The organism is Streptomyces sp. NPDC051243, assembly GCF_044455405.1.
In the GTDB taxonomy this organism is placed as follows: domain Bacteria; phylum Actinomycetota; class Actinomycetes; order Streptomycetales; family Streptomycetaceae; genus Streptomyces.
The window spans coordinates 743,173-768,924 of the sequence record NZ_JBITES010000001.1; the positions used below are offsets into that span (position 1 = coordinate 743,173).

Below are 25,752 nucleotides of genomic sequence, written 5' to 3' on the forward strand. Positions count from 1 at the left end.
CCGGGATCGCTGACTTGTCGTCGGCGACACAGAGTAGCGTTCGCGATCTTCGACCCCGCAGCCGATTCCCCTATGGGACGTGAGGGCAGGCAAGATGGGTGGGTGACCCTCATCGATCAGCTGCCGCCGACCGCCGACCCCGACGCCCTCTACGAAGCCTTCGAGTCGTGGGCCGAGGAGCGCGGCCTCACTCTCTACCCCCACCAGGAGGAGGCGCTGATCGAGGTGGTCTCCGGCGCGAACGTGATCGTGTCGACGCCCACCGGCTCGGGCAAGAGCATGATCGCCGCGGGCGCCCACTTCGCCGCGCTGGCCCGGGACGAGGTCACCTTCTACACCGCTCCGATCAAGGCACTCGTCTCGGAGAAGTTCTTCGAGCTGTGCAAGCTGTTCGGCACCGAGAACGTCGGCATGCTGACCGGCGACGCGTCCGTCAACGCCGACGCCCCCGTCATCTGCTGCACCGCCGAGGTGCTCGCGTCGATCGCGTTGCGCGACGGCAAGCAGGCGGACGTCGGCCAGGTCGTCATGGACGAGTTCCACTTCTACGCGGAGGCGGATCGCGGCTGGGCCTGGCAGATCCCGATCCTCGAACTTCCCCAGGCGCAGTTCATCCTGATGTCGGCCACGCTCGGCGACGTCTCGATGTTCGAGAAGGACCTCACCAGGCGCACCGGCCGCCCGACGGCGGTGGTCCGCTCGGCGACCCGTCCGGTGCCGCTCTCCTACGAGTACAAGCTCACTCCGCTCACCGAGACGCTGACCGAGCTCCTGGAGACCAAGCAGGCGCCGGTCTACATCGTGCACTTCACACAGGCGCAGGCCGTGGAGCGGGCGCAGGCGCTGATGAGCATCAACATGTGCTCGCGCGAGGAGAAGGACCAGATCGCCGAACTGATCGGCAACTTCCGCTTCACCACCAAGTTCGGCCGCAACCTCTCCCGTTACGTACGGCACGGCATCGGCGTCCATCACGCCGGCATGCTGCCCAAGTACCGGCGTCTGGTGGAGAAGCTCGCGCAGGCCGGACTGCTGAAGGTCATCTGCGGCACGGACACGCTCGGGGTAGGCGTCAACGTCCCCATCCGCACAGTGCTGTTCACGGCGCTGACCAAGTACGACGGCAACCGTGTCCGCACCCTGCGCAACCGGGAGTTCCACCAGATCGCGGGCCGTGCGGGACGCGCGGGCTTCGACACGGCGGGGTTCGTCGTCGCCCAGGGGCCCGAGCACGTCATCGAGAACGAGAAGGCGCTCGCCAAGGCCGGTGACGACCCGAAGAAGCGCCGCAAGGTCGTCCGCAAGAAGGCGCCGGAAGGCTTCGTCGGCTGGACGGAGAACACCTTCGAGAAGCTCATCGCCTCCGAACCGGAGCCGCTGACCTCCCGCTTCCGGGTCACCCACACCATGCTGCTCTCGGTGATCGCCCGTCCCGGCAACGCCTTCGAGGCGATGCGCCACCTCCTGGAGGACAACCACGAGCCGCGCAAGCAGCAGCTGCGGCACATCAGGCGCGCGATCGCCATCTACCGCTCGCTGCTGGACGGCGGGATCGTCGAGAAGCTCGACGAACCGGACCCCACCGGCCGCATCGTCCGTCTCACGGTCGATCTCCAGCAGGACTTCGCGCTGAACCAGCCGCTGTCCACTTTCGCGCTGGCCGCGTTCGAGCTGCTGGACCCGGACTCGCCGTCCTACGCCCTCGACATGGTGTCCGTCGTCGAGTCCACCCTGGACGACCCGCGGCAGATCCTCGTCGCCCAGCAGAACAAGGCCAAGGGCGAGGCCGTGGCCGCGATGAAGGCGGACGGCGTCGAGTACGAGGAGCGCATGGAGCGCCTCCAGGACATCACCTACCCGAAGCCGCTGGAGGAGCTCCTCTTCCACGCCTACAACACGTACCGCAAGAGCCACCCCTGGGTCGGCGACCACCCGCTGTCGCCGAAGTCCGTCATCCGGGACATGTACGAACGGGCGCTGTCCTTCACCGAGTTGGTGTCCTTCTACGAGCTGGCCCGCACCGAGGGCATCGTGCTGCGCTACCTCGCCAGCGCCTACAAGGCCCTCGACCACAACATCCCCGACGACCTCAAGTCCGAGGACCTCCAGGATCTGATCGAGTGGCTCGGGGAGATGGTCCGCCAGGTCGACTCCAGCCTGCTGGACGAGTGGGAGCAGCTCGCCAACCCGGAGGAGATGACCGCCGAGGAGGCCCAGGAGAAGGCGGACGAGGTCAAGCCGATCACCACGAACGCGCGTGCCTTCCGCGTCCTCGTCCGCAACGCCATGTTCCGCCGCGTGGAACTCGCCGCCCTCGACCAGGTCGAGGAGCTGGGCGAGATGGACGCCGACGCCGGCTGGGACGCCGAGGCCTGGGGCGAGGCCATGGACAAGTACTGGGACGAGTACGAGGACCTGGGCACCGGGCCCAACGCCCGTGGCCCCAAGCTCCTGGTGATCGAGGAGGAACCGGCGAACCGCCTGTGGCGCGTCCGCCAGATCTTCGACGACCCGAACGGCGACCATGACTGGGGCATCAGCGCGGAGATCGACCTCGCCGCCTCCGACGCGGAGGGCCGCGCGGTGGTCCGCGTCACCGACGTAGGCCAGCTGTGAGCACAGGAGAATCCCACCCATGACGACGAACCCGGCCGACAGGCTCGTCGACCTGCTCGACCTGGAGCAGATCGAGGTCAACATCTTCCGGGGCCGCAGCCCGCAGGAGTCCCTGCAGCGGGTCTTCGGCGGCCAGGTGGCAGGCCAGGCGCTGGTCGCCGCCGCGCGGACCACGGACGGCGACCGGCCCGTGCACTCGTTGCACGCGTACTTCCTTCGGCCGGGCAGGCCGGGCGTGCCGATCGTGTACCAGGTCGAACGGGTGCGGGACGGCAGGTCGTTCACGACCCGCCGGGTCACCGCCGTGCAGCAGGGCCGCACGATCTTCAATCTCACCGCCTCCTTTCACAAGCCTGAGCAAGGGAGCTTCGAGCACCAGCTGCCGCCGGCCCGCAAGGTCCCGGAACCGGAGTCGCTGCCGACGGTCACCGACGAGATCCGGGAGCATCTGGGCACGCTGCCCGAGCAGTTGGAGCGGATGGCGCGTCGGCAGCCCTTCGACATCCGCTATGTGGACCGGCTGCGCTGGAGTGCCGAGGACGTCAAGGGCGCCGAGCCGCGCAGCGCGGTGTGGATGCGCGCGGTCGGTCCGCTGGGTGACGACCCGGTCGTGCACACGTGCGCGCTGACCTACGCCAGTGACATGACCCTCCTGGACGCGGTCCGGATCCCGGTCGAGCCGCTGTGGGGCCCGCGGAGCTTCGACATCGCGTCGCTGGACCACGCCATGTGGTTCCACCGGCCCTTCCGCGCGGACGAGTGGTTCCTGTACGACCAGGAGTCGCCGATCGCCACCGGTGGCCGGGGCCTCGCCCGTGGGCGGATCTACGACCTGGAGGGACGTCTGTTGGTGTCCGTCGTCCAGGAGGGTCTGTTCAGGGCGCTGTAGCCCGGAGGGTTCTGCGCCGCAGCCGGCTCAGCAGGCCGCGTGGCCGCTCCGGCTCCGTGGGCCGGGGCGATCCGGCGGGCTCCGGATGCACGGGAACCCGGGCACGGCTCACTGTGGGACGGGGCGCGGGCCCTGTCTCAAGGGCTTCCCGCAGGAGTGCTGTCAGGTCGGTCCGGAGCAGACTGATCTCGTCCGGGTCGTCCGCCGTCATCAGCCTCTGAGCGATGTGCGCGGCGGGCGAACCGGGTGCCCCGGATGCCGGCGGCCCGGGCCGGAAGCGATTCAGGTGGGAGCGCTCATAGGGGTCGGGGACGATTTCCGCGATCTGAACGGGGTCGAGGAAAGCGGCCAGGGCGCCCGCCCTCTCCCAGGGGCCCCCGGCCTGCCGCAACAGGAAGTCCCGGTGACGTCCCCGCCAGTTGTGCGGACGCAGGTCCACGCCCGCGTCCAGCATGGCGAGCAAGCCCTCGGGCATACGGCGGGCCTTCAGCAGTGAGGCGTTCTTGTCGTCGGCGGCGAACCGCTTCAACTCCTCGGCCAGATACAGCCAGACCACGGCTCGATAGCGGTTCAGATACCACTTCACCGGCACGACCAGGCCCAGACGTGCGAGGCGCGTGAACCTGCCCACGGACACGTCCATGAGAGCAGCGCCCTCAGCCGTCCCCACGGCCTTCACACGCTCCAGCAACGAGTCGGGGAACCCGTCCCCCGAGCGCACCCTGTCGATCTCGCCGCGCGGCACGCGCCGGCCCCCGCCTCCCTCGTCCGGCACGGTCCGGATGAGGCCGAGGTGGACGGCGAGGTCCAGATCGCTTCGCTTCAGTGAAAGTTCCCGAGCCGCACGGCCCGGCGTGCAGGACGGCTGGGAAGGCTTCGTGATGGTGTCGCCGGACATGGTCGGTCTCCCCCGTGGAGTCAGTTGCTCACGCTGTGTGCGCTCGCCGTGACAAAAACCGTAGCCAATCCGCGAGATCGCGTGGCGAGCCTGTGGATAACTCCACGGGGGGCGGCGAATCAGCGGGTCAGAGGTCCGTGCTCGGTGCCCGCTCGGGTTGCCGGGCATCCACGTCGAGATGCTCGCCGACCCGGTTGACGAGCAGCGTCATCTCGTAGGCGATCTGTCCGATGTCGGCTTCGGCGCCGCTGAGCACGCACAGACACGCGCCGCTCCCGGCCGCGGTGACGAACAGCACGGCGTCGTCGAACTCGACCATCGTCTGGCGCACTCTGCCCGCGCCGAAGTGCCGGCCCGAGCCCTTGGCCAGGCTGTGCAGTCCCGACGAGACGGCGGCGAGGTGCTCGGCGTCCTCGCGTCGCAGTCCCGTGCTCGCACCGGTCACCAGGCCGTCGTTGGACAGCACCAACGCGTGTCGCACATGATCGACGCGCTCCGTCAGGTCGTCCAGGAGCCAGCCAAGTCCCTGGTTCTGCGCCATGATCCGGTCTCCCCGTGTAGATGTCTCCCCCTGCACCGGAGGAATCTCCTTCGCCACCCTTCCCGACAATCCGGCCCGTGGGCAAGGAGGATGGGGGCATGGCGCAGAAGATGACCGATGAGGAATGGCGCGCGTTCGTCTCGCACGGCACGCGCACCGGCAAGCTGTCGACCGTACGAGCCGACGGGAGCCCGCATGTGGCGCCGATCTGGTTCATGCTGGACGGGGACGAGGTGGTGTTCAACACCGGGAAGTCGTCCGTGAAGGGGCGCAATCTGGCCCGTGACGGCCGCGTGGCGCTGTGCGTGGACGACGATCGGCCGCCGTTCGACTTCGTGGTGCTGCGAGGCCGTGCCCGGATCTCGGAGGATCTCAGCGAGGTGCGGCACTGGGCCGGCCGTATCGGGGCGCGCTACATGGGTGAGGAACGCGCTGAGGAATTCGGGGCGCGCAACGGCGTTCCGGGCGAACTCCTCGTCCGCGTCAAGATCGAGAAGGTGCTGGCGGAGAAGGGCGTCGCGGAGTGAGCGTGGTCCGGGCTCCCGTGGGCGGCGGCTGATGACCAGTCAGCCCACCGAGTCGAGCAGCCGGGCGGTGTGCATCCGCCCGGCGTACTCGACGAGCCGGATCAGCACCTCCTTCCCCGAGTCGCGGTCCCTGGCGTCGCAGAGGACCACGGGCGTTCCCTGGTCCAGGTCGAGGGCGCGCGAGACGTCGTGGGCGCCGTATGTGCGCGCGCCCGCGAAGCAGTTGACGGCCACGACGAAGGGGATGTGCCGGTGCTCGAAGTAGTCCACCGCGGGGAAGCAGTCCTCCAGGCGCCGGGTGTCCGCGAGGACCACCGCGCCCAGCGCTCCCTGCGAAAGCTCGTCCCACAGGAACCAGAAGCGGTCCTGACCGGGGGTGCCGAAGAGGTACAGGGACAGGCCGGAGCGGATGGTGATGCGCCCGAAGTCCATGGCGACAGTCGTGGTGACCTTCTGGTCCACGCCGTCGGTGTCGTCCACCAGTTGCCCGGCTTCGCTGAGCAGTTCCTCGGTGCGCAGCGGCCGGATCTCGCTGACGGCGCCCACCAGGGTGGTCTTGCCCACGCCGAATCCACCGGCGACAAGAATCTTCAACGCCAGTGCGGCCGTCTCGCCGTCGGAGGCCTCTGATGCGTCGGATGCGTCGGAGTGCTCGGAGACCATCGATCACTTCTCTCTGGAGTGCCGGCATCGGTCGACGTCACGGTGCGAAGTCAGCATCATGACAACTGCGCCTGCGTTTCGGGGGGTTGGATCGCTTTTTGCCCGAGGCGACCGTTTTCTTTCCCTGAAGTCATCTACAACGCCCGCAATCCTTCGATGACCTCGCGCAGAATCCGCTCGTCGGGAAGCTGCGCGGGCGGTACCGGACGGCTGACGGTGACGCAGCCCAGTTCCAGGAGGTCGCCGAGGAGCACCCTGACGACGCCCACGGGCAGATCGGCGCCCGCGGCGAGTTCCGCGACCGACTGCGTCTCCGTACGGCACAGCTCGATGAGGGAGCGGTGTTCCGGCCCGAGTGCGGTGTCGTCGCCGGTTGCGGGCGCGGCGGGGTCCAGCGTGACCAGGGCGATCAGGTCGAAACGGACGCTGGTGGGGCCGGGTTGGGTGCGTCCGCCCGTCATGGCGTACGGGCGGACGAGGGGCCCGGCTTCGCTGTCGTACCACTGACTGCCCTGCTCGCGCGGAGCGCCCGTCGTGTCCTGCGTCATGTGCGCGGACCTCCTTCCCGGCTCATCCCGCGGCGGGCGGGCGCGCTGCGGCGCGCGCAGGGGTGTGGAGGTGTTCGCCGACGCGTTTGACGAGCCGTGCCATCTCGTACGCCACCAGCCCGATGTCGGCGGTCACAGCGGTGAGGACGGCGAGACAGGACCCGTCGCCGGCTGCCGCCACGAACAGGAAGGCGTCGTCCATCTCCACCATGGTCTGGCGCACACCACCGGCGCCGAAGTGCCGGCCCGCGCCCTTGGCCAGACTGTGGAAGCCGGAGGCGACCGCGGCGAGGTGCTCGGCGTCCTCGCGGCGCAGGCCGGTGGACGCGCCCACGGCGAGCCCGTCGTTGGAGAGCACCACGGCGTGCCGCACCTCGTCCACCCGCAGCACCAGGTCGTCCAGCAGCCAGTCGAGTTCGCCGGACCTCCCCCGCTCTCGGCTTCGCTCGAGCGGGGGGACCCCCATGTCGGCCCTCATGCTCGGATCCTGGATCATGCGGGGTCTCCTTCGCTGCTGTCTCTGCGCGCTGTGGATTCGGGAGTGGCACCGCGGCCGGGCTGCCTGCCGCCGCCGCGCGCCCAGCCGTCGCGGTAGGCCGCCATGCGGTCCCTGACGAGTTCGGGGGTGCGCCGGTCGTCGTCGCGGGAGGCGGCCGTCACCGGCCGTTCCTCCGGGCGCCCTTCGCGCAGTTGGGGAGCGAGGCTCGCCTGCCGTACGCGGCGCGGAAGGTCGTCGGAGGCTTCGGAGTCGTCCGGGGGGCGGTGCAGGCGCAAGGTGGTGACTCCGGGGGGTGGGGTGTCGGTCGTGGGGCCGGCGGCGGGCGGCACGGGAGCCACCAGCGCCGGTCGGTCGGCGGCCGCGTGGACGGAGTCCTGGTGCCGGTCCGCGGCCATGCGGACGGATTCCCGGTGCTGCTCGGCGTCGGGCACGCGCGCGTAATCGCGTTCTGCGGGTCGCCCGGACTCCGTCCGGTCGCCGAGGGAACGTTCCGCCGTGGCGTTGTGCAGCAGGGCGGTGGGCAGCAGGACGACCGCGGTGGTGCCGCCGTAGGGCGAGGTGCGCAGATGCACCTTGATGCCGTGCCGGGACGCGAGCCTGCTCACCACGAACAGGCCGAGCCGGTCGCTGTCGAACAGGTCGAGCGCCTCGGACTGCTCGATGCGCCGGTTCGCCTCGGCGAGGGTCTCCTTGCCCATGCCGAGACCCCGGTCCTCGACCTCGACGGCGTAGCCGTTGCCGACGGGTTCGCCGGTGATGCGCACGCGCGTGTGGGGAGGCGAGAACTGGGCGGCGTTCTCGACGAGTTCGGCCAGGAGGTGGGTGAGGTCGGCGACGGCCGCGCCGATGACGGACGTCTCGGGCAGCTGTCGTACCTCCACGCGCGCGTAGTCCTCGACTTCGGAGACGGCCGCGCGGACCACGTTGGTGAGGGAGACCGGCATCCGCCAGGCCCGGCCGGGCGCCGCTCCCGAGAGGATGATCAGGCTCTCCGCATGGCGTCGCATGCGCGTGGTCAGGTGGTCGAGCCGGAAGAGGTCGCTCAGCTCGTCCGGATCGTCGGAACGCCGCTCCATGCTGTCCAGCAGGCTCAGTTGGCGGTGCACGAGGACCTGGCTGCGGCGGGCGAGGTTGACGAAGACCCCGGAGATGCCGCTGGCGAGTTCGGCGCGCTCCACGGCGGCCCGGAGCGCGGCGCGGTGGACGGTGCCCAGGGCCTCGGCGACCTGACCGGCCTCGTCCTCGGCGGGCGGTCCGGGCGGCGCCTCGGCCCGGACGTCGATCTCCTCGCCCGCCCGCAGCTTGCGCATGGCCTCAGGGAGCTTGCGCCGGGCGATCTCCAGGGCGCTGTTGCGCAGGCTGACCAGCTCGACGACGAGGCCTCGGCCGATGCGTACGGAGATCACCAGGGAGGCGGCGACGGCGGCGAGGCCGAGCAGTACGGCGGCGCCGGCCGGGGTGAGCAGCCCGCGGGTGAAGGGGTCGGCGCGGTCCGCGACACCGCGCCCGGCGTCCTGCTCGATCGTCCGCATGCCGCCCTGCACGCGTGTGTGTGCCTTGCTCCAGGCCGCTTCCGGCGCCGCGTCGATCGCGTGTGCGCCCGGTTCGGTGGCGAGGACCTTGTCCTCGGCGGCGGCGACGGCGGCGTAGGCGCTGCCGTCGGCGAGGCGCTGCCAGGCCGCGTGTTCCGGGCTCCGCAGGTCGGCGACGGCGGACTCGGTGAGGGTACGGCGGGTGTCGACGGCGCCGGTGAACAGCCGCAGCCGCTCTCCGTCGAGGCGCCCGGCGAGGCGCGCGCTGTCCAGCACGACGTCCTCCTGGGCCAACGCCTCGCCCGCGCGGGCGAATTCGAGCAGAACGCGCGCGTCGGAGCCGAGCTCGGCGTCCTGGATGCCGCTGAGCGCGCCGCCGACCGAGAACGCGCTCGCGATGGTCCTGGTGTAGCGCCCGTACGCCTCGTCCCAGCCCGAGCGGCCGTCGAGGACGGCACTGCGTACCGTGCTCAGCTGCTCGGCTCCGGTGACGAACTCCTCGAGCCGGCGAGCCACTCCTGCGGGGAGTTCCTCGCCGTCGGCGACCGTGCTGCGGTCGTCGAGCCGCAGTCGTGCCACCGCCCGGTCCGTGTCCTTGGCGAGCTTCTCGTAGGCGGCGCTCGGTCCGGCGGAGGGATCGCCCGCATAGCGCACCGCGGCCGCGCGTTCGGCCTGGAGGGCGGCCACGGCGTCCGTGACGGGTGCCCTGATCTCGGAGTCGACGCGCTGCAACTGACGCAGTCTGGAGACGTCCTGCGCGGTGGTGACGGTGGCGTAGGCCCACAGGGCCAGCAGCGAGACGACCGGCACCATGAGGAGGCAGACGATCTTGGCGCGGACGGTGCGCGGCCGGATGCGCCAGCGCTCCGCGCGCGTGGGCGGGGCGTCCGGCGCCACGCCCGGGGGCTCTTCGGGACCTTCGTCGGCCGGTGGTCCGGCATGGGCGCGGCGGCCGCGCACAGGGGGCGGGGACGGCGTCTCGCCGCCGGTCGCGGTGGTCCTACGGGGTGTACGCATGGCCTCCTCACTCGGAAGTGGTTCGGGGGCGTGTCCTGCCGATCCGTCGCCGGTCGGGACCCGCCGTCAGCCGACGGCTCCCTCGACCGGCCGCTGGGCCGACGCCGACGCCTCGCGCTCCCCTGTCGTGGGCGACAGTGCGACGAAGGCGGAGGTCAGGAAGAGGTAGGACCCGAGGCCGACGGCGAGGGGGAAGATGAACTGCATCGCCGTGGCCCCGGGCAGGACCGTGCCGGAGGGCTCGACGTCGACACTGACCGCGAACATCCCGGTGTAGTGCATGCTGCTGACCGCGGCGCCCATGATCAGTGAGGCGATGGTGACGGCGACGGGCGACTTGATGTTGAGCGCGGCCCACAGGGCCGCCGTCGCCGCGACGACGGCGATCAGGACGGAGAGTCCGACGAGGACCGGGTCGTAGCCGACGTCGCCGTGCAGCCGTACGGCGGCCATGCCCAGGTAGTGCATGCTCGCGACGCCGAGCCCGGTGGTGAGCCCGCCGAGGAAGAGCGCGCGCGTGCGGTCACGACCGTAGCCGACGGCGAAGACGCCGGCGCAGACGACGGCCATGGCGACGAGGAGGCTCACGATGGTGAGCGGCACGTCGTAGCGGATGTCCGTACCGCTGACGCTGAAGCCCAGCATGGCCACGAAGTGCATGGTCCAGATGCCGGTTCCGATCGCCGAGGCGGCGGTGATCAGCCAGTTGCGGCGCGACCGGCCGGTGGCGCCGAGCGCGCGCACGGTGCAGCGCAGCCCCAGCGCGGCGCCTATGCACGCCATCACGTACGACAGCACGGGGGTAAGCCAGCCGAGGGCGGCGTGGTCCAGGTGTCCCATGGCTCCGGGACGCTAGTCGGGGCACGGGCGCACGAAGGGGGCGCATTTCGAAAGCTGTTGGAATATGACGCACCGATGCAACGGAACGATCGCGTCACGCTCGAACGTGTGCGCAGCGGCGTCCTCCGTCCCGGTGAGGGATCATGCGGAGCATGAGCGACGACCACACGCACGTGCAGGAGTTCTTCACGGCCCGCGCCGCCGACTGGGACAGCCGGTTCCCCGACGACGGGCCCGCCTACGCGGCCGCGGTCGCCGACCTCGGACTGCGCGAGGGGGATCGTGTGCTGGACGCGGGCTGCGGCACGGGACGCGCCCTGCCGCCGCTGCGTGCCGCGGTGGGGCCCTCGGGAGTGGTCGTCGGGGCCGACTTGACCCCGGCGATGCTGGAGGCCGCCGTACGGGCCGGACGGGGTCGGGACGGGCGGTTGCTGCTCGCCGACGTGGCCGCGCTGCCCTTGCGGTCGGAGTCGCTCGACGCCGTGTTCGCGGCCGGCCTGATCGCGCACCTGCCCGAGCCGGCGACGAACCTGCGGGAGTTGGCGCGCGTGGTGCGGTCCGGCGGCACGCTCGCGCTGTTCCACCCGATCGGCAGGGCGGCGCTGGCGGCACGCCAGGGCCGGCGGATCACACCGGACGACCTGCGGGCCGAGCCCAACCTCCGGCCGCTGCTGGCCGGTTCGGGGTGGCGCATGACGTCTTACGTCGACGAGGACGACCGGTTCCTGGCGCTGGCCGTGCGGGACTCCTGACGTCTCGGTCCGGGCGGTCGGGCGGGCGATCGCCTCAGTCGGGGGCCGGCCGGCCGCTGTGCCGCACCGGGCAGCCCCGGACACCGGGGACGGGGAGGGTGCCGAGTTCCTCGAGCCGGTAGCCGTTCGGGTAGCCCTTGATCTCCCGGTTCTGGCGGGCGTGGTGCGGTGCGCGGCGCGGCGGCAGCAGACGCACCACCCGCCCACGCGCGCGTACCGCACGCCTGACGAGGGCGCGGGTGGTGGCGCCCGGCGCCGGGTAGCGGAAGGCTCTCAGCAGCGATTCGTCGAGCAGGGCGAGTGTCGAGGCGCGCACAAGGGGTGCGAGGGAGCGCGGGTACCAGGAGGCCATCAGGTCGAGGGTCGCGTCCGAGACCCGCCGCGCGGCCGGGTCCCAGCCGAAGTGGGCCTCCTCGTAGGCGTCGAGGCGGGCCTCGAACTCCTCGTAGGACTCCGGTGCGTCCTGGATTCCCATGTGCCTGCCCAGTGTGCGGTAGTGGACGGCGGAGGCCACGATCTCGTGGCGGGACAGCCTGCGCCAGCCGTAGGCGTCGATCCAACGCTTGGGCATCACGACGAACGTGCACAGCACATATCACATGTCGTCGTTGCCGATGTCGTAACTGCGGTGCATCTGGTTGATGCGCCGGATCGCCGTACGCCCCTGCTCGCTGTCGAAGCCGTGCTCGACGACGGCGTCGAGGAGCAGCGTGGTGTCGTCGTACCGCTTCTGCGCCCGGTCCGTGAGCTCGGCCGTCTCGGCGAGCAGCCGGCCGATGGCGGGGACCGCGTAGGTGCGGTACAGCGCCAGCTCCAGTGCCCGGGTGAAGTCCCAGGGGAACTCGTACGCCGCGGTGAGCCGGTAGATCTCCGAGGCCTCGCGGAACGGGTCCATCCGCCGGATCTGTGCGAGCCGCTCGAAGCGCTTCACCGCGCTGTCCCCCTTCTGCAGCCGAGACTCCAACTCTACGTTGATTAGGGGAACATGGAATGATCGGTCAGGTCAGCCACACAGGGGGAAGGCGGTAGCTATGTGGGGCAGGATGCGCAAGTCGTCTGCGAGATTTCTCCGCTCCTTGCGCGCGGAGGCCGACGCCGGCAGGGACAAGGACAGGCGCACGCACAACCTGTTCGAGGCCGCCGCCGTGTATGTGTCCGCCTGTGCGGAGGACGACCAGGATCAGATCGACGAGGCCGCGGGCTGGGTGTCTCCGGAGGCGCTCTCCTTCGGGGTGAGCGAGCTGGCGTGCCGGGCCGTCATCGCGCTCGCCCGGGAGCGCGACGAGTCGCCGCAGACCGTCGCCCGGTCCCTCCTCGGGCTCCCGGCGGCCTGACACCGCGGTCATTCGTGGTCGATTCGCCCCGTCCGGCCGGAAAACTGCAGCTCCGGATATGTCTGGGAGTCGTGACAAGCGGCTTCCGGGCGCACTAGGGTGCGCGCCGATGGACGAACCGATGGGGAGGCTGGGATGGCCGGGACGGACGAGGAGGCCGTCGCCGCCGCGGACGATGCGCTGTACGTGCTCACGGCGGTGCTGCTGACGCCGGCGCAGTTCCCGAGCGTGCTGGGCGACGACTTTCCGGAGGCCTGCGCGGCGCTCGGTCTCGCGCCGCGCGCCGACGGCTACGGCCTGGTACTCGGCCAGGACGGCGAGGGCGCCCGTTGGACGGTCGTCATCGACGACGTCTCTCTGGTCGCCGTCGCCATCGCATCCTGGGACTGCGGCATGGAGTACGAACTGTCGCCGGACGAGCGCACGGTCGTGGCCGCTCTGCCCGGATGGCCCCTGGCGGTCGCCGTCGCCGCCCCCAATGTTCCCGCGCCGCACGATCCCGACCCCGAGATCGCGGACGGTCCGCTGCTGGCGCCGCCGGACACGAGCGTCTGGGGCCCCGCTCAGCGGCGCCTGGGCGCCGACGAGATCGCCCTGCAGTGGGCGACGTGGCGGGACCAGGTCAACGACGCCGCCTTCGCGACGCCGGGCGACGGGTCCGACGCCGGCAAGGTCGAGGCCGAGGGCGAGAGCAAGGGTTCGGACCAGGGCGAGGGCTCGCACGAGGAGCGGGGTGAAGGGGCCGAGAAGGCCGAGGGCCAGGGGGGCCACAGCGGCATCCGGCGGGTTCTCGCCGAGGCACGCGGGTACGTGGACTCCCCGCCGCCCCTCGGCCGCGTCCGTTCGTCGTTCGCCCCGGGTGACGCGCGGACCCTGCGCGCGGACGGCCCCGGCTGGTCGCTCGTCGCCAGGACCGACGACATCGCGTTCGTGCTCCTCGACGACGAACCCGGCGAGGTCCTGCCGGTGGGCCGGGGACCGGCGCTGCCCGGGCTGCTGGAAGCGCTCGACAAGATGGCCGTACGGCCGAGCTGAGATGTAGGCGGGCGGTGGGCAGCGGGGCCGGCGGCCACGGCCCGCAGCCCCACAGGCCGGCTTACGCAGAGCGGCAGCGGATCGCGGAGCGGCAGCAGCTTGCGCAGTGGCAGCGGCCTGCTCAGCGGCAGGGCGGTGGGCAGCGGGGCCGGCGGCCACGGCCCGCAGCCGACACAGGCCGGCTTACGCGGAGCGGCAGCAGCTTGCGCAGCGACAGCGGCCTGCTCAGTGGCAGGTGCCCTAGAACCGGACGCCTCCCGCCACTGCCACGGCGATCATCGCGGAGTCACGGGGCGTCCTGGCCCGGCGCGCACCCCCCTCGCCTCCCGCCCCTGTACCGAAGCCCCATTCGACGGCGACCCGCCATGTGGCCCCAACCCATGGAAGGCACGGAACGGGACCCGCACCATGAGGCAGCCCTCGCGGCTCTGCCCTCTGCTGTGCTCCGTCTGCTCCCACCTTCCGGCTCCAGGAGGCCGTCATGCGCCTGTCCCGAGGTGTCCCGTGCATCGTCGCCGCGCTGCTGGCCGGCGCCCTCAGCCTGCCGACTCCCGTAGCGGCCACCCCGGTTGGCGAGCGTCACTGCGCGCGCCAGGACGGCGTACGCGTACCGGGCGCGGCCTTCCAGCAGAGCGCCTGCCTCGCGGATCTGACCACGGCGGGACTCGCCGGGACGCCCTACACCGACATGGCCGACCAGGCGGGGCTGACGGCTCGGGGCAGCCGGACACCGGCCGCGGTCCCCGGGATCCAGATCGACGGTTACTTCCCGGACTCCTCCCGTTTCAACGCCACGCACGGCTGGCGCCACGACGCGCAGTTCGTGATCCGGCTGCCGGACCGCTGGAACGGCGGGCTGGTCGTCACCGGAGCTCCCGGCACCCGCAGGCAGTACGCGACCGACGCGGCGATCTCCGATCAGGTCCTCGCGCTGGGTTATGCCTACGCGGCGACCGACAAGGGCAACAGCGGCGCCGACTTCTACCGCGACGGCAAGCGCCCCGGGGACGCGGTCGCCGAGTGGAACGCGCGGACCACCGAGCTCACCCGGGCCGCCCGCGAGGCGGTGGCCCAGCGCTATGGGCACGCTCCCCGCCGTACGTACATGACCGGTATCTCCAATGGCGGCTATCTCACCCGCTGGCAGTTGGAGAACCATCCCGAGTTGTACGACGGCGGCGTGGACTGGGAGGGCGCCCTGTGGACCGCGGACGGCCCCAACCTGCTCGCCTCCTTGCCCACGGCTGTGGCACGCAAGCTGGGCAGCGCACGAGACGAGGATCTGTATGCGGCCGGTTTCCCGCGCGGCTCGGAGTTCCTGTGGCCGTACCACGAGCAGGCCTACTGGGGAGTGACGCAGAAGATCTACCGCGCCGAGTTCGACCCGGCATACGACCCCCGCTGCCCCGGCCCGTCCGCCGGGAGCACGCCGGAGCAGATCCTGGCACCGTGCGCGTCCGATGCCGCCTACGACTACGCCTCGCGTCCGGCGTCCGTCCGTCGCGCGGTGGACCGCGTCGCTCTGACCGGGCGCATCGGCAGACCACTGATCACCCTGCACGGTGATCTGGACGCGTTGCTGCCGAAGGCCGTCGACTCGGACGTGTACGCGGGCATGGTCGACGCGAGCGGACGGGGAGCCCTGCACCGCTATTTCACGATCGCGGGTGGCACGCATGTCGACGGGCTGTACGACACCTATCCGGACCGGCTCCGGCCGATCCTGCCCTGCTACCGCTCGGCTTTCGACGCGCTGGTCTCCTGGGTGCAGCGAGGCACTCGACCGCCCGCGGACCGTACCGTCGGCAGGCCCGCGAACGGCGATGTGCTCAACTCCTGCGCCTTGTCCGCCCCGGTCGCACCGGCGGCCGGATGAGGGTCAGCGACCGAGTTCCTTGCGCGTGGCGCGGCGCAGCCTGCGCCGCTGTGAGGGGTCGAGCGTGAGGTACGCGGCGGCCGGGACTCCCAGGACTATCAGGAGCGCGGCCCACCAGGGCAGCCAGATCAGCAGGATGATGCCCGCCGCCACCCCTCCCGCGGCGATCTTCGCGTTCTTCGACATGTGCGTCGCCTCCTTCGCGGCCACTGCCGCTCTCTGTCCTGAAAACGGGTCCGCGCTTCCGGCGGTTCCGGACCGCGACCCTGAGACGACCCTGAGGTACGACCCCTACTGGTCACGGAGGTCCGATGGCGGACGAGGTGCGCGGCCGATGCACCGGACTCCGCACTGGGGGGATACCCGTACCGACCGATGAGTGACCCAGGTCACGGCACGGAGATGCCAGGTCCGCCGCCGAAGTGCTGTACCCTCGGCCACCCACCGGCAGTAGTCAAATTTGAGGAGTGTCGCAGAGCTGTGCCGAGCCTTTCCGAGGCAACACCGCCCGAGATCTCCGACCTGGCATCCTGCTGTGCCGTTCCCGCCCCCGGCGATCACAGTCGCTCCGGCGGCGGCCGGACACCACTTCGAGTGCGCACTCACCCCCCTGTCTGGAGGAGCCTCCTGTTGTCGCAGGTCAACGACCCCGCCGCGGGCCAGGTCGAGTCGGAACAAGCCCACGTGTCCGCTCTGTACGAGTTGCTGACCGAGCGGCTCTCCGAGGCGCGGACACGCTTGGCGGAGGTGCTCAAGAGCCCGGCCGAGAGTGCGGGCGAGGTGCACGAGCGAGAGGTCACCGCCCAACGTCTGGCGAAGGAGATCGGCCGGCTGGAGGGAGCCGAGAGCGGGCTGGTCTTCGGTCGGATCGACCGGGCGGACGGCACCGCTTTGCGCATCGGCAGGCTCGGCCTGCAAACGGACGAGGAAGACCTGCCCCTGCTGGTGGACTGGCGTGCGAACGCGGCGCGGCCCTTCTACGAAGCGACGCCCGTCCACCCGATGAGCCTGCGGCGCCGTCGGCACCTTCGCCTGGAGGACCGCACGGTGGTCTCGGTGAGCGACGAATTGCTGGACGGCTCCGCTCCGACCGCCGGGGACGTCGTGGGTGACGGGCCCCTGCTGGAGGCCCTCACGGCGCGCCGTACGGGTCGGATGCAGGCGGCGGTCGCGACGTTGCAGGCCGAGCAGGACGAGATCGTCCGCTCCGCACACCGCGGGGTGTCAGTGGTCCAGGGCGGCCCCGGCACCGGCAAGACGGTGGTCGCCCTGCACCGTGCGGCCTATGTCCTGTACGCGTTCCCGCGCGCCGCCGAGCACGGAGTCCTGGTGGTCGGCCCGAACCCACGGTTCCTCGCATACATCTCCCAGGTCCTGCCTTCACTCGGCGAGAACGATGTCGTGCTGGCGACCTGCCAGGAACTGGCCGGGGTCTTCGCGGATACGACCGAGCCGCTCGATGTGGCCCGTCTCAAGGGCAGCTCGGCGATGGCCGACGCGCTGGCCGGCCTGGTGCGCTCCCACCAGGCTCCGAGCGGCGGCTTCACCGTGCGGATCGGACACGAATCGGTGCGCCTCCGGGAAGAGGTCGTCGCCACGGCACGAGACGCCGCCGTCGCCACCGGGTTGGGGCACAACCCCGCGCGTCAGGTGTTCAAAGAACTCCTGGTCGACGCGGTCACCGACGCGTTGGAGCGCAGCACGGGCGACATCCTGGAGCAGATCGATGCGGAAGTCGCCACACTGACAGGCACGGACCTCGACCGCGCGACGGCGGCCGACCTGCGCAACCTCGGTTACGACGACGCACCCGCCACCGGACCGGCCGATGAGTTCGACGCGGACGCCGTCCGGGCCGGCCTCCTGGACGACACCCACGTCGACCGCACGGTGGACACGCTGTGGCCACGACTGGTGCCCAGCGAACTCGTGCGTGCTCTCCTGGCAGACCCGGACGCTCTCGCCGAGCACCTGCCCGGGCTGACCGAACACGAGCGGTCGCGGCTGTCGCACACTTCGGAAGGCTCGTGGACCGATGCCGACGTACCTCTCCTGGACGAGGCAGCGAGCCTGATCGACGGCCCGCCGCAGCGCACGTACGGGTATGTCGTCGTCGACGAAGCACAGGAGCTCACCGCCATGCAGTGGCGGATGATCGTACGACGATGCCCGAGCAGGGCGATGACGCTCGTGGGCGACTTCGCCCAGGCGGGCCCGGTCACGACGGCACGTGACTGGAAGGAGGCGTTGAGCCCCCATGTCGGCCCGAGATTCAACCTCCACACCCTGACCGTCAGTTACCGCACCACTCAGGAGATCCTGGAGACCGCCCGAGAGCTTCTCGCACGGATCGCTCCGGACCAGACGCCGACACGGTCCCTGCGCCGTGGTGAGCCTCCTCGCATCGTGCCCACGCAGCCGGATGCGATTGCCGCCACCGTCGCCCGGGAGTTGGAGACTCAGACGGCCGCGTACCCCGGCGAGCTCCTCGGGGTGATCTGCGCGCAGTCGAGGGTGGATCAGCTGACGGCCGCGGGCATCGCGGAGCATGCGCGCATCGTCCCGGCGTCCGAAGCGCGCGGTCTGGAGTTCGACGAGGTCGTCGTAGTGAGTCCCGAGGAGATCAGCACCGCCCGCCCCGGCGGTGAGAAGGATCTCTACGTAGCCCTGACTCGGGCCACCAAGAGGCTCTGCACGATCACCATCCAGCCCATGTAGGTCCGCGCCGGCCGCGAGGACCGCCGCCGCTGTCTGATCAGCCCCTCGGGGTGTCCACACGCGCATGGCGCCGTCGCCGCGGTTCGCCCAGGCGTAACAGGGCACGGCGGTCAGCTCGACGGACGGGTCGGCAAGTTGGGCCGGCAGCAGGCACAGGCGGAACCAGGGCGTGCGCCGCGAGTCGGGACCCGGGGCCCCGGTCATGACCGCGGTCGGCGCCCGAAGCCAGAACGCCCGGCCGGCGGCGCCGGCACCGTCAGCAAGGACGCGGCGATCGTCGTCGCCGAAAGTCTCGCGCAACTGCTCGTACGGGCCAGGAAGACGGATGCGGACGAAGGAGAGCTACGCGGCCTTCACCGCCGAACTCGACGGGGTCGAGAAGGCGGGCTCGGCGTCGGGCGCCGACGAGGACGCGCTGATCGACGAGGTGTACGCCGCGTACGAGCTGCTGACCTCGTAGGAGAGACCGAGGGTATCGCGCGCGTGGACCACTACACCCTCGCGCTCGTCAACGACAACGAACTTGGGGATGGCGGACGGCGAGGGCGCTTTCGACGCACAGAGCCGGCTGATCGGCGGCGGAGTGGAGACGTCGGTGGTCTACGTGCTGCTGCCGAGGGGCATCTGACGGCCGTTCACGAGGCCTGTCTCGATCGCGGCACGCGCGCGTGGCCGACGCGGAGCGGCACGCGCGCGTGCGGTGCGTTCATGCACCCGGTCGCGCCGCGCCTACGGCAATTCGTCCGCCAGGGACGGGATCAGCGACTCGAGATCGCTCGGAAAGCCGCTGGGCAGCTCGGTGGGGAACCCCGACGGCAGTGATGTCGGCAGTTCGCTCGGCAGCCTGCTGGGGAGCTCCGTCGGGATGCTGAAGGACGGTTTGGGCGTGCCACTCGTGCTGGTCCCGTTGGTCGGATTCCCGTCGGGCGAGTCATCGCTGCCCGAGGCCGTGAGGATCACGGCGACGACGGCTCCGACGGCGACAACGGCTGCCAGCAGGATGAGCAGCTGGTTCCGCCGCCTTGGCCCACGGCCTCGGTCGGGTGGTTCCGGCGGCGGCCAATCACCGTACGTCGGCGGGCCGCTGTCACCGGGAGGCGGACCGTAGCCTCCCGGCGTACCGTACCCATCGGTGGGAGGCGGTCCGAAGCCACCGCCCGGGGGCGGTGTGTCACCCGGCGGTCCAGGGGGCTGTGGCGGTACGGGCGGCATGGCCATACCGTCAAGAGTCGCCTCTTAGCCGTCAGGACGCGATGCCTCCGGATGAGTTGGTACGTCCCCATTCCATGGATCACATGATTCCGGAACATTCATTCCCTGCGAAGACCGGAGAGCGCCCCTTACCGCGTGCGACCGGGGCCTTCGACGGGCGGTCGCACGTGGTGAGGCGGCGACTGGGTACGCGCGCGTGGCCTCAGCCGCGGGCGCCCAGCAGGTGGTCCATCGCCAGCTGGTCGAGGCGCTCGAAGGCCATCCCGCGCGCGGCTGCCGCTTCGACGTCGAACTCCTCGAAGGCCGTGCGGTCCGCGAGCAGCGCCTTGAGGCCGTCGGCAGCGGTCGGCTGCGCGAGCTCGTCCAGGCGCGACGCGCGCAGTGCCTCCTGGACCTCCGGATCGGCGCGGAAGGCGGCCGAACGCTCCTTCAGGATGAGGTAGTTGCGCATGCAGCCCGCGGCCGACGCCCACACGCCGTCAAGGTCCTCGGTGCGCGGCGGCTTGAAGTCGAAGTGGCGGGGTCCGGTGTAGCCGGCGCTCTCCAGTAGGTCGACCAGCCAGAAGGCCGAGCGCAGGTCACCGGCGCCGAAGCGCAGGTCCTGGTCGTACTTGATGCCGGACTGGCCGTTGAGGTCGATGTGGAAGAGCTTGCCCGCCCACAGCGCCTGCGCGATGCCGTGCGGGAAGTTGAGCCCGGCCATCTGCTCGTGCCCGACCTCGGGGTTGACGCCGTACAGCTCGGGGCGCTCCAGGCGCTCGATGAACGCCAGCGCGTGACCGACGGTGGGCAGCAGGATGTCGCCGCGCGGCTCGTTCGGCTTGGGCTCGAGGGCGAACTTCAGGTCGTAGCCCTGGGAGGTGACGTACTCGCCGAGGAGGTCGAAGGCCTCCTTCATACGGTCGAGCGCCACGCGCACGTCCTTGGCGGCGCCGGACTCGGCACCCTCGCGACCGCCCCAGGCGACGTACGTCTTCGCGCCCAGCTCGACCGCGAGGTCGATGTTGCGGATCGTCTTGCGCAGGGCGTAGCGGCGCACGTCGCGGTCGTTGGCGGTGAAGGCGCCGTCCTTGAAGACGGGGTGCGTGAAGAGGTTGGTGGTGGCCATCGGCACGGTCATGCCGGTCGCGTCGAGGGCCTCGCGGAAGCGCTTGATGTGCGCCTCGCGCTCGGTGTCGGAGGACCCGAAGGGGATCAGGTCGTCGTCGTGGAAGGTGACGCCGTAGGCCCCGAGCTCGGCCAGGCGCTGCACCGTCTCGATCGGGTCGAGGGCACGGCGGGTGGCGTCGCCGAAGGGGTCCCGTCCCTGCCAGCCGACGGTCCACAGGCCGAAGGTGAACCTGTCCTCGGGGGTGGGCTGGTAGCTCATGCCGCGGCTCCTTGCTTGCTGACGACTGCTTGCCACGACTATTTCGTCATGGCGATTTACAAATTAGTATGCCGACGCGTCCCTGGGAAGGGACAAGATGTCCACCGAAGGGGTGAGGACGGGGTAGCGACGCCTCGGGCACCCTTGAAACAGCAGGTCAGATCCCGCAGAGCCGCGGAAAAGGGAGAGCCCGATGTCAGCAGCCGAGGGTCCGCTCGTCGTCGGCGTGGACACGTCCACCCAGTCCACCAAGGCGCTGGTCGTCGACGTGTCGACCGGGCAGGTCGTCGCGAGCGGCCAGGCACCGCACACGGTGTCCTCCGGAGCCGGCCGAGAGAGCGACCCGCGCCAGTGGTGGGACGCCCTCTGCGAGGCGCTGCGCCAGTGCGGCGACGCCGCGCACGAGGCTGCCGCGGTGTCGATCGGCGGGCAGCAGCACGGCCTGGTCACGCTGGACGCACAGGGCGAGCCGGTACGTCCGGCCCTGCTGTGGAACGACGTGCGCTCGGCGCCGCAGGCCCGCCGCCTGACCGAGGAACTCGGCGGCGCGAAGTTCTGGGCCGAGCGCACGGGCTCCGTCCCGGCCGCCTCCTTCACGGTCACGAAGTGGGCCTGGCTGGCCGAGCACGAGCCCGAGTCGGTCCGGGCCACCAAGGCCGTACGACTCCCCCACGACTACCTCACCGAACGTCTCACCGGGCAAGGCACCACCGACCGCGGCGACGCCTCCGGTACCGGCTGGTGGGCGTCGGGGACGGAGTCGTACGACGACGAGATCCTCGCGCGCGTGGGGCTCGACCCGGCGCTGCTGCCCCGCGTGGTCCGGCCCGGCGAGGTCGCGGGCACCGTGCGCGACAGCCACGACCTGCCGTTCTCCAAGGGCACCCTGGTCGCCCCCGGCACCGGCGACAACGCGGCCGCCGCGCTGGGCCTCGGTCTGCGTCCCGGCATGCCCGTGCTGAGCCTCGGCACGTCGGGCACGGTGTACGCGGTGTCGAAGCGGCGCCCCGCCGACCCGACCGGCACCGTGGCGGGGTTCGCCGACGCGCACGGCGACTGGCTGCCGCTGGCCTGCACGCTGAACTGCACGCTGGCCGTCGACCGGCTCGCCGCCCTGCTGGGCCTCGACCGCGAGGCCGTGGAACCCACCACCGGCCTCACCCTCCTGCCCTATCTGGACGGCGAACGCACCCCGAACCTGCCCAACGCCTCCGGCCTGCTGCACGGCCTGCGCCACGACACGACCGCCGGCCAGCTCCTCCAGGCCGCCTACGACGGTGCCGTCCACGCACTGCTCGGCGCCCTGGACCTGGTCCTGGACGACGACGCCGACCGGTCGGCCCCGCTACTGCTGATCGGCGGCGGCGCCCGGGGCACGGCCTGGCAGCAGACCGTACGACGGCTGTCGGGGCGCCCGGTGCAGGTGCCCGAGGCCAAGGAGCTGGTCGCGCTGGGTGCGGCGGCCCAGGCGGCCGGGCTGCTGACCGGCGAGGATCCGGCGGCGGTCGCCCGGCGCTGGAACACCACGCGCGGGCCGGTTCTCGACGCCGTGGAACGGGACGACGAGACGCTGACCAGGATCAGCGGGGTACTCTCCGACGCGGCCCCGCTGCTGGAGCGGAGCCCCGAAGGCCACTGAGAACGGACGAGGACTGACGGAGGCATGACCGCACCGCCGCACGAGGCCCACCCCGCCGGCGCCGGGCCCGCGCTGCCCAACACCCAGCAGGGCATGCGCCGCCGCAACCTCGCCCGGGTGATGCACACCGTCAGCGCCGAGGGTCCGCTCTCGCGCGCTGCCGTCGCCTCCCGCATCGGGCTGACCCGTGCCGCGGTGTCCACGCTCGTCGACGAACTGATCCGCTCGGGGCTGCTGGAGGAACTCGGTCCCGAGCGGCCCGGCCGGGTGGGCCGTCCGGGCTCGGCGCTGGCCGTCAGCGGGCACGGTCCGGCCGGGATCGGCGCGGAGATCGGAGTCGACCATCTCGCCGTCTGCGCGGTCGACCTGCGTGGCGAGGTGCGGTCCAGGGCGGTGCGGTACGGGGCGAACCGGGGCCGTGCCCCCGAGCCGGTGATCGAGGAACTCACCGGGCTGGTGCGCCGCGTGCTCGCCGAGGCCGAGCGCGAGGGTCTGTGGCCCGCCGGTCTGGCGGTCGCCGTCCCGGGTCTGGTGGCGCGGGATGCCCGTACCGTCGTACGCGCGCCGAACCTCGACTGGCGTGACACCGACCTGGGCGCCCTGCTGCCCGTGGACTTCCCGTTGACCGTGGGCAACGAGGCCAACTTCGGCGCGCTGGCCGAACTCTGGCTCGGCGACGGCATTCCGCGTGACTTCCTGCACGTGTCCGCCGAAATCGGCATCGGCGCGGCGGTCGTGGTGGACGGAGGGCTGCTGCACGGAACGCGCGGTTTCGCGGGCGAGTTGGGGCACGTGCCCGTCCAGCCGGACGGACCGGAGTGCCCGTGCGGCGGGCGTGGATGCCTGGAGCAGTACGCCGGTGAGGAGGCGGTGCTGCGCGCGGCCGGACTGGAGCCGGGCGAGGACCGCGTAGGACTGCTCGCCCGGCGTGCCGCCGAGGGTGACGAGGACGTACGGCGGGCTCTGCGCGACGCGGGGACGGCGCTCGGTGTCGCGCTGACGGGCGCGGTCAATCTGTTGGACCCCGAGAGTGTGGTGCTGGGCGGCGCGCTGGCGGGGCTCGCGCCCTGGCTGCTGCCGTCGCTGGAGGCGGAGTTGGACCGGCGCACGGCGGGGCCCGCCTGCCCGGTGTCCGTGTCACGGCTGGGTCCGGAGGGACCGTTGCTGGGGGCGGCGCACTCGGTGGTGCGGGCGGTGCTCGACGATCCGGCGGTTGTGGCGGAACGAGCCTGACTCCGGGCCGAGTTGGCGATCGTTCGACCCCCCGTTTCTCCGGGCGGGGCGGCGCCGTGGCTACCCGCGCCGCGCCGGCCGTCCTCCTCGCACCGTGCCTGGCATTACCCGTGCGAGTGAGCGAGTTATCCACAATCCGGCCGCTGTCCACGGAAACACGGCACGCCCTTCTGCCCGACCTGCCTGCCCCGTACCGTGATTCACGCGAGGCCCGGGCTGCCGTGTCAGGGGCGCCTGAGCAGCTCACCACCGTGCGACGAGGGGGATTCGGATGTCGAGGAAAACCGCAGCAGGGGGGCAGCGATGAGCGACCCCCGGATCCTGACCGTGCGACCCGAGCCCGGCGAGTACGCCTGGACGTTCGGCGGGGCGCCGCCCGTGGCACGCATAGCGCCCGGCACGGTCCTCGACCTGTACACGGAGGACTGCTTCGCCGGACGGGTGCGGTCGGAGAAGGACCTGGTGTCCGAGGTGTGCGAGTTTCCCTTCCTCAACCCGCAGACCGGCCCCTTTCACATCGAGGGCGCCGAGCCCGGCGACACGGTCGCCGTGCACTTCGTGTCGATCGAACCGGCCCGGGACTGGGCCGCGTCGACCACCGTCCCGCTGTTCGGCGCACTCACCTCGACCCACACCACGGCCACACTGCAACCGCCGCTCCCGGAGACCGTCTGGATCTGGCAGTTGGACCGGACGCGTCGGACGGCGCTGTTCCGGGCGCACGACAGTGACATCGAGGCCGAGCTGCCCATGGACCCGATGCACGGCACAGTCGGAGTAGCGCCGGCCAACCTCGAGGTGCGCTCCGCCCTGGTGCCCGACGCGCACGGCGGGAACATGGACACCCCGGAGATGCGGGCGGGTGTCACCTGCTATCTCGGGGTGAACGTCGAGGGCGCGCTGCTCAGCCTCGGTGACGGACATGCCCGGCAGGGCGAGGGCGAGACCTGCGGGGTCGCGGTCGAATGCGCGATGAACACCGTGGTGATCATCGAGCTGCTCAAGGGACTTGCCACGCCCTGGCCCCGCATCGAGTCCGACACGCACATCATCTCGACGGGATCGGCCCGGCCGCTGGAGGACGCGTTCCGGATATCCCAGCTGGACCTGGTTCAGTGGCTGGTGCGCGACTACGGCTTCAGCGAGGTGGACGCCTACCAGTTCGCGACCCAGGCCGTCGAGTCACCGCTGGCCAACGTGTGCGACACCAACTACACGTGCGTGGCCAAGATCCGCAAGCAGTGGCTTCCCGCACGGGAGACGCACCGTGGAGTACACGCGCGACTGCGGGAGACGGCGGCGACGCTGCGCTGAGCCACCCCGCTGCCACGCTCACCACTGAAATGCACTCCCCTTACCGAAAGGCAATCCCTTTTGGAACGCGCGAGACCACGCCTCAGCCGCCGCCGGATCCTCCAGGGCACCGCCCTCGCCGCCGTCCCGTACGCCCTGCTCCCCGAGTGGCGGGCCGGAGCACACGTCCCCGGCCCGGACTACCCGCTCGCCGAGTGGCAGCCGGCGAGCACCGCCAACTACACGGAGGCGAACCGGCCCACGACCCATCCCGTCGACCAGGTGATCATCCACGTGACCCAGACCACTTACCCCAACACCCTGTCCGTCTTCCAGAACCCGAAGAAGAAAGTGTCGGCTCACTACGTCGTCCGGTCCGCCGACGGACACACCTCCCAGTGCGTTCGCGAGGCCGACATCGCCTGGCACGCCGGGGACTGGGACCACAACACGCGCAGCATCGGCATCGAGCACGAGGGCTGGGTCGACCGACCCGGCTACTTCACCGACGTCCTGTACGAGACATCGGCCCGGCTCACGGCGGCCATCTGCGCCAGACACGGCATACCGAAGGACCGCACGCACATCATCGGGCACCACGAGGTGCCCGGCACGGACCACACCGACCCCGGTCCGCACTGGGACTGGACGCGCTACATACGCCTCGTCAACGCCGCCTGAGGCTCGCACATCTGCTCCGGTGTGCCCGTCGTTCGGGTGC

General features: G+C 71.1%; 23 protein-coding genes and 2 pseudogenes. 13 read left to right on the forward strand and 12 right to left on the reverse strand.

The window, feature by feature from the left end:
* The first annotated feature begins 102 nt into the window (after positions 1-102).
* The gene (locus ACIBAG_RS03265) at positions 103-2,616 is read left to right on the forward strand and encodes a DUF3516 domain-containing protein (RefSeq protein WP_399100362.1); all 2,514 of its coding nucleotides are present in this window, start codon (positions 103-105) and stop codon (positions 2,614-2,616) included.
* Positions 2,617-2,635: 19 nt separating this feature from the next.
* Positions 2,636-3,505: an acyl-CoA thioesterase gene (locus ACIBAG_RS03270; protein ID WP_399100364.1), complete on the forward strand. Its 870-nt coding sequence runs from the start codon at positions 2,636-2,638 to the stop codon at positions 3,503-3,505.
* On the opposite strand, the gene ACIBAG_RS03275 is transcribed toward ACIBAG_RS03270, so the two are convergent.
* Together ACIBAG_RS03275 and ACIBAG_RS03280 are read right to left on the reverse strand one after the other, a co-directional pair.
* Positions 3,492-4,403 carry a DUF6397 family protein gene (locus tag ACIBAG_RS03275; protein ID WP_399100366.1) on the reverse strand — a complete coding sequence of 304 codons (912 nt, stop codon included), beginning with the start codon at positions 4,401-4,403 and terminating at the stop codon, positions 3,492-3,494. The two genes, ACIBAG_RS03270 and ACIBAG_RS03275, sit on opposite strands and share 14 nt — an antisense overlap.
* A gap of 127 nt (positions 4,404-4,530) precedes the next feature.
* Entirely contained in the window at positions 4,531-4,944 is a 414-nt protein-coding gene (locus ACIBAG_RS03280; protein WP_399100368.1) for a roadblock/LC7 domain-containing protein, read from the reverse strand.
* Positions 4,945-5,042: 98 nt separating this feature from the next.
* On the opposite strand from ACIBAG_RS03280, the gene ACIBAG_RS03285 reads away from it, so the two are divergent.
* Complete coding sequence (locus ACIBAG_RS03285) at positions 5,043-5,471, forward strand: PPOX class F420-dependent oxidoreductase (RefSeq protein WP_399100370.1); 429 nt, start codon at positions 5,043-5,045, stop codon at positions 5,469-5,471.
* Positions 5,472-5,510: 39 nt separating this feature from the next.
* Here the strand turns inward: ACIBAG_RS03285 and ACIBAG_RS03290 are convergent, their stop codons facing one another.
* The 5 genes from ACIBAG_RS03290 to ACIBAG_RS03310 all read right to left on the reverse strand — a co-directional run bounded on the left by ACIBAG_RS03290 (position 5,511) and on the right by ACIBAG_RS03310 (position 10,570).
* Positions 5,511-6,134, reverse strand: coding sequence for a GTP-binding protein (locus tag ACIBAG_RS03290; protein WP_399100372.1), 624 nt, complete (start codon positions 6,132-6,134; stop codon positions 5,511-5,513).
* 134 nt (positions 6,135-6,268) lie between these two features.
* A complete protein-coding gene (locus tag ACIBAG_RS03295; RefSeq protein WP_399100374.1) occupies positions 6,269-6,682 on the reverse strand; it encodes a DUF742 domain-containing protein in 414 nt (137 codons plus the stop codon).
* Positions 6,683-6,704: 22 nt separating this feature from the next.
* A complete protein-coding gene (locus tag ACIBAG_RS03300) occupies positions 6,705-7,178 on the reverse strand; it encodes a roadblock/LC7 domain-containing protein (protein WP_399100376.1) in 474 nt (157 codons plus the stop codon).
* Positions 7,175-9,730: a nitrate- and nitrite sensing domain-containing protein gene (locus ACIBAG_RS03305; protein WP_399100378.1), complete on the reverse strand. Its 2,556-nt coding sequence runs from the start codon at positions 9,728-9,730 to the stop codon at positions 7,175-7,177. The genes ACIBAG_RS03300 and ACIBAG_RS03305 overlap by 4 nt, the downstream gene beginning before the upstream one ends.
* 66 nt (positions 9,731-9,796) lie before the next feature.
* The gene (locus tag ACIBAG_RS03310) at positions 9,797-10,570 is read right to left on the reverse strand and encodes an MHYT domain-containing protein (RefSeq protein ID WP_399100380.1); all 774 of its coding nucleotides are present in this window, start codon (positions 10,568-10,570) and stop codon (positions 9,797-9,799) included.
* A 152-nt stretch (positions 10,571-10,722) separates the two neighbouring features.
* On the opposite strand from ACIBAG_RS03310, the gene ACIBAG_RS03315 reads away from it, so the two are divergent.
* Positions 10,723-11,322, forward strand: a complete 600-nt coding sequence (locus tag ACIBAG_RS03315) for a class I SAM-dependent methyltransferase (protein ID WP_399100382.1) — start codon at positions 10,723-10,725, stop codon at positions 11,320-11,322.
* Between the two features lie 34 nt (positions 11,323-11,356).
* On the opposite strand, the pseudogene ACIBAG_RS03320 reads toward ACIBAG_RS03315, so the two are convergent.
* Positions 11,357-12,253: pseudogene (locus tag ACIBAG_RS03320) on the reverse strand (oxygenase MpaB family protein).
* A gap of 100 nt (positions 12,254-12,353) precedes the next feature.
* Here ACIBAG_RS03320 and ACIBAG_RS03325 point away from each other — a divergent pair.
* The 3 genes from ACIBAG_RS03325 to ACIBAG_RS03335 all read left to right on the forward strand — a co-directional run bounded on the left by ACIBAG_RS03325 (position 12,354) and on the right by ACIBAG_RS03335 (position 15,567).
* A complete protein-coding gene (locus ACIBAG_RS03325) occupies positions 12,354-12,656 on the forward strand; it encodes a hypothetical protein (protein ID WP_399100384.1) in 303 nt (100 codons plus the stop codon).
* Positions 12,657-12,791: 135 nt separating this feature from the next.
* On the forward strand, positions 12,792-13,691 hold the full coding sequence (locus ACIBAG_RS03330) for a hypothetical protein (RefSeq protein ID WP_399100386.1): 900 nt from the start codon (positions 12,792-12,794) through the stop codon (positions 13,689-13,691).
* A 481-nt stretch (positions 13,692-14,172) separates the two neighbouring features.
* Complete coding sequence (locus ACIBAG_RS03335) at positions 14,173-15,567, forward strand: tannase/feruloyl esterase family alpha/beta hydrolase (RefSeq protein WP_399100388.1); 1,395 nt, start codon at positions 14,173-14,175, stop codon at positions 15,565-15,567.
* Positions 15,568-15,570: 3 nt separating this feature from the next.
* Here ACIBAG_RS03335 and ACIBAG_RS03340 read toward each other — a convergent pair whose 3' ends face one another.
* Entirely contained in the window at positions 15,571-15,753 is a 183-nt protein-coding gene (locus tag ACIBAG_RS03340; RefSeq protein WP_031486054.1) for a hypothetical protein, read from the reverse strand.
* 444 nt (positions 15,754-16,197) lie between these two features.
* On the opposite strand from ACIBAG_RS03340, the gene ACIBAG_RS03345 reads away from it, so the two are divergent.
* Positions 16,198-18,285 carry a HelD family protein gene (locus ACIBAG_RS03345; protein WP_399100391.1) on the forward strand — a complete coding sequence of 696 codons (2,088 nt, stop codon included), beginning with the start codon at positions 16,198-16,200 and terminating at the stop codon, positions 18,283-18,285.
* Positions 18,286-18,345: 60 nt separating this feature from the next.
* On the opposite strand, the pseudogene ACIBAG_RS03350 reads toward ACIBAG_RS03345, so the two are convergent.
* Positions 18,346-18,489 (reverse strand): annotated as a pseudogene (locus ACIBAG_RS03350) (hypothetical protein); the annotation flags it as partial.
* A gap of 121 nt (positions 18,490-18,610) precedes the next feature.
* On the opposite strand from ACIBAG_RS03350, the gene ACIBAG_RS03355 reads away from it, so the two are divergent.
* A complete protein-coding gene (locus ACIBAG_RS03355; protein ID WP_399100393.1) occupies positions 18,611-18,745 on the forward strand; it encodes a hypothetical protein in 135 nt (44 codons plus the stop codon).
* 269 nt (positions 18,746-19,014) lie between these two features.
* Here the strand turns inward: ACIBAG_RS03355 and ACIBAG_RS03360 are convergent, their stop codons facing one another.
* Both ACIBAG_RS03360 and xylA read right to left on the reverse strand, forming a co-directional pair.
* Entirely contained in the window at positions 19,015-19,245 is a 231-nt protein-coding gene (locus tag ACIBAG_RS03360; RefSeq protein ID WP_399100395.1) for a hypothetical protein, read from the reverse strand.
* Between the two features lie 454 nt (positions 19,246-19,699).
* A complete protein-coding gene (gene xylA, locus ACIBAG_RS03365) occupies positions 19,700-20,866 on the reverse strand; it encodes a xylose isomerase (protein ID WP_399100398.1) in 1,167 nt (388 codons plus the stop codon).
* A gap of 193 nt (positions 20,867-21,059) precedes the next feature.
* Here xylA and xylB point away from each other — a divergent pair, with 193 nt between their 5' ends.
* The 4 genes from xylB (at position 21,060) to ACIBAG_RS03385 (ending at position 25,712) form a co-directional block, all read left to right on the forward strand.
* Positions 21,060-22,505: a xylulokinase gene (gene xylB / locus ACIBAG_RS03370; protein ID WP_399100400.1), complete on the forward strand. Its 1,446-nt coding sequence runs from the start codon at positions 21,060-21,062 to the stop codon at positions 22,503-22,505.
* Positions 22,506-22,529: 24 nt separating this feature from the next.
* Positions 22,530-23,738, forward strand: a complete 1,209-nt coding sequence (locus ACIBAG_RS03375) for an ROK family protein (RefSeq protein WP_399100402.1) — start codon at positions 22,530-22,532, stop codon at positions 23,736-23,738.
* A 303-nt stretch (positions 23,739-24,041) separates the two neighbouring features.
* Positions 24,042-25,052 (forward strand): acetamidase/formamidase family protein, encoded by a 1,011-nt coding sequence (locus ACIBAG_RS03380; RefSeq protein ID WP_399100404.1) that lies wholly within the window; start codon positions 24,042-24,044, stop codon positions 25,050-25,052.
* A gap of 60 nt (positions 25,053-25,112) precedes the next feature.
* Positions 25,113-25,712 carry an N-acetylmuramoyl-L-alanine amidase gene (locus tag ACIBAG_RS03385; protein ID WP_399100407.1) on the forward strand — a complete coding sequence of 200 codons (600 nt, stop codon included), beginning with the start codon at positions 25,113-25,115 and terminating at the stop codon, positions 25,710-25,712.
* Positions 25,713-25,752 lie beyond the last annotated feature (40 nt).